3 protein-coding genes and 1 pseudogene are annotated in these 3,628 nt (G+C 46.8%); 1 reads left to right on the top strand and 3 read right to left on the bottom strand.

The annotated features are described in order from the left end of the window. Window positions 1-291 precede the first annotated feature (291 nt). Window positions 292-820 (bottom strand): annotated as a pseudogene (locus RMO27_RS23840) (RNA-guided endonuclease InsQ/TnpB family protein); the annotation flags it as partial. A 200-nt stretch (window positions 821-1,020) separates the two neighbouring features. Continuing rightward, window positions 1,021-2,157 (bottom strand): iron-containing alcohol dehydrogenase family protein, encoded by a 1,137-nt coding sequence (locus RMO27_RS11355; protein ID WP_309732453.1) that lies wholly within the window; start codon window positions 2,155-2,157, stop codon window positions 1,021-1,023. Window positions 2,158-2,364: 207 nt separating this feature from the next. On the opposite strand from RMO27_RS11355, the gene RMO27_RS11350 reads away from it, so the two are divergent. Continuing rightward, window positions 2,365-2,781: a photosystem I reaction center subunit II gene (locus RMO27_RS11350; protein WP_309732450.1), complete on the top strand. Its 417-nt coding sequence runs from the start codon at window positions 2,365-2,367 to the stop codon at window positions 2,779-2,781. 69 nt (window positions 2,782-2,850) lie between these two features. On the opposite strand, the gene RMO27_RS11345 is transcribed toward RMO27_RS11350, so the two are convergent. Next, on the bottom strand, window positions 2,851-3,540 hold the full coding sequence (locus RMO27_RS11345) for a Uma2 family endonuclease (protein WP_309732448.1): 690 nt from the start codon (window positions 3,538-3,540) through the stop codon (window positions 2,851-2,853). Window positions 3,541-3,628: the final 88 nt, after the last annotated feature.

Below are 3,628 nucleotides of genomic sequence, written 5' to 3'. Positions count from 1 at the left end.
GCTCCCAGACTCGCTCTCGTCGAACCGACTTTTCACAGATCGATAAAACAGGCGATATTCAAAAAGTCCAACCTGCTATAACCGTTATGGCTAGACGGTTAGATCCAAAGCGATCGAAAATGGATAAAGTCGAGCTAAGAGTTCATTTGAATATTCTTCATCAAGTGTTGCTAGGAATCTTTTGCTTCTAACACTTAATATGGTATGCCATTCGGCAGTTCTAGGAATTTATCTAACCATTTTTTTCTAGCGATGCCATACATTGTATTTTTAATAATAGAAAATTTAAGTGCGTTCACCCTGGTAACATCTAGGGTTTTCAACCTCTAAACCGTTTGAATCAGTGTAAAAACTGGCTAGTCCTACGTCTAATCCAACAGTGTTACCAGTGGCAGGTAAAATCTCTGTTGACCGCACAGAGATGCAAAATTGAACTTAGTACCCACCCGCTCTTTTTACCAGCCTGACTCGTTTGATTTGGTCGGGTTGGTAGAAGTTTAGATCGCGAGTACCTTTGAGTTTTAGCCGTCCGATTCCTTTCTGATCGGTGAAGGTGATTGACTTGCGATCGTCACTTAATGCCCATCCAGACGTTTTATATTCAACCGAGCGGTGATCTTTCTAGAATTGAGGAAATCCTGTCTTGAAAAGGTGCTCTACTTGGGGAAACCCCTGTTCCCACACTTTTCGCCTTCTTGCCAGAAACTTTTGCTTTACAGTTGTCGTAAAAACGTTGGATTGATGCCCAGGCACGTTCGGCTGCTGCTTGACGGGCCATTGAATTGAGTTGGTTGGCAAACGGAAATGCGCGTGCCAGCACATTTTGAGCGCATACTGGGGCGCGACGTTTTCGGGGGAAGCTTCCCCCGAAAAGCTCGCTTGCTAAAGCCGCAGCCGCTTACATCCCCAGCCTTTTCAAGGCTGGGTTTTAGCTCGTTTTCCGATAATTTCGCTCGGCTAATTAGAGCATCCCAACATTTATCGATCGCAACGATATTGGTTGCTGGACTTTGTACTGGTTCAACCTAAACACCGATCTGAGATCGACTCGCGATCGGTTCTGCTCTCGATAATTGTCGTCGATACCATCGCGGCAACTAATTGTTCTGCATTGACGGAAAAAGGCAACCGATGTAAATCGGAATCGGGTTTGCAAGCAAGCGTTGCCGCGTGATGTAACTGAGAGATCGTAATTTCACTCAAACCTAAATCTGCTAGGGTTTTTGGCAACCCAATGTCAGTATAAAAATCGAGTAACTGCTGTCTGGCTGTAGCCGCCAACTGGTTGCCCTGAGGCATTTCCTCTAGTCTCAATTGCACCAAAATCCCATAAGCCACTTTTTCGCCGTGGAGGGCGTGATGAGAGCCAGGAAGATGTGTCAGACCATTATGGACGGCATGGGCGGCTACCGTGCGGCATTGGGCACCACCTAGCCCCCCAATGACTCCAGCTAAAAGTACGGTAGCATCGACGACTTCTTGCCAGTCAGCACCGCCTGGTTGTGCCAGTGCGGCGGCTGATTTTTGGAATAAAATATCTCTCAGTACCCGCGCCTGTTGGACTGCGGCGATGAGTAATGTTTGCGATGAATGACCACTACTGACTGAAGCTTCGTACCACTTGGCGATCGCATCGCCAATCCCCGCGACTAGTGTCCGTTGTGGTGCGGTAGCGACGATATTATAGTCAAGAACGAGGAGATCGGGACACTTGGGCAAACTGACATCGGATAGAAAAGCCCCCGCATCCGAATAAATATTCGATAATGCCGTCCATGCCGCACAGGTAGCTCCAGAAGTCGGAATCGTCACTACTGGCAATTTGCAGCGGTAGGCTAATAATTTAGCGGTATCTAGACATTTACCACCGCCGACACCAATAATCAGATCGGCTTGATGTTGCGTGACAGCATCAGCGAGTCGATCGAGACTAGTCTCGCAACAATCGGGCATGTAGTTGGCAGTGACGATCTCTAAATCCGATCGATCGAACAAGACTTGCAATTGCTCCAACGCGAGACTATCTTCGCCACCAACAATCAGCAGCCGTTGGCCTAAGTAACGAATATACTCGATCGATTCGACTAGAGCTTGTTGTCCCCGCACCACTCGTGCAGGCGCAACCATCAAGGAAATCACAGCAGGATGAGTAGTCATGGGCGTCGAAATGAAGGGAGTAAATGTATCGAAAATCGGGATCGGCTGGATCGGCAACGCCACCCCTCCACCTAATATTTTAATCCCTCTCATCCACCAAAACCTAAAGTCTAAAGTCTAAAGCCTAACTGTTACAGTTCTTGACGAGATAGAGATCGCGCCCAAACAGAGTGGTACCATGACAAAAACCCTACAACTAACAGTTTTATGGCAGACAAACTAACTGGCAAAACACCGATTTTCGGCGGTAGCACTGGTGGGTTACTCAGCAAAGCCGATGTAGAAGAAAAATATGCGATTACTTGGAATAGTCCCAAGGAACAAGTATTTGAGATGCCTACTGGCGGTGCCGCGACGATGGTATCTGGGGACAACCTCTTAAACTTAGCTCGCAAAGAACAGTGCCTTGCACTGGGTACCCAACTACGTAAATTCAAAATCACCAACTACAAAGTTTACCGGATTACCCCCAAGGGTGAGACAACATTACTCCATCCCAACGATGGTGTATTTCCTGAGAAGGTTAATCCTGGTCGGGAATTTAACGGTAAAGTCGATCGCAATATCGGTAGCAATCCTGAGCCTGCGAAGCTCAAGTTTTCTGGCAAAAGAACCATCGACTAGATTTGCTTAATTTCGATCATTTTTCAGATGAAGCGGAAACTTATGATGTTTCCGCTTCATTTTTTGAATTCAAACCGTATCTGGATCGATGCCTAATTCTCGTAACTTGGCAGCGAGTCGCTGGTTGCGATCGGTCTCTGCGGCTAAAGCCTGCTCTGTTTCCGATAGACTTTGTAAGATCGTTTCTAACTGCTGAGAAACCTGCTCGAAGCTTAAAAATGGTTCTCCGTTGGGTCGATAGATTTGCAATTCGGGCGGTGTACTCAGATCGAACTTAATTCCCAAACGCGGACTAGTCCAGTCCTGCATGACGGGAATTTCTACGAGATAACCATCCGCTCTCGCCCATCCAGATAAAGCATTTGTGTCGGGATCGTAGACATAGTATTCCTCGACGTCATGACGCTCGTAAAAAGCTAACTTGGCAGCCATCTCATTGGAGGTATTTCCAGGAGAGAGAATTTCAAACACTACTTGTGGTGCAATTCCAGCTTCTTCCCATTGTTTGTACGAGCCACGATCTCCTTTTGGTCTACCAAATGCCACCATCACATCTGGAGCTACCCGTCGCTTGGGATTACCTTCAACTGGGTACCAGAGTAAATCCCCTGCCACGAACACATTCTCATCGTTGGTAAATAACCAATCCAGGTTATATTTGACGATCGTAATCCAGCGAAACTGTTTGGTATTGTCAGACATCGGCTTGCCGTCGCTGTCGGGGTATTCGATCCGATCTGTAGGTAATTGAGCAACCATGGGTCAGCGTTTGGTTACAAAGTTTCTAGTCTCATTTTACTTCAAGGCTCAAAAATTCAGGTAGGGGTAATTCATGAATTACCCCTAC

This window comes from Chamaesiphon sp. OTE_75_metabat_556, from assembly GCF_031378165.1.
Classification (GTDB): Bacteria; Cyanobacteriota; Cyanobacteriia; order Cyanobacteriales; family Chamaesiphonaceae; genus Chamaesiphon.
This window is presented reverse-complemented; position numbering and strand designations above follow the sequence as displayed.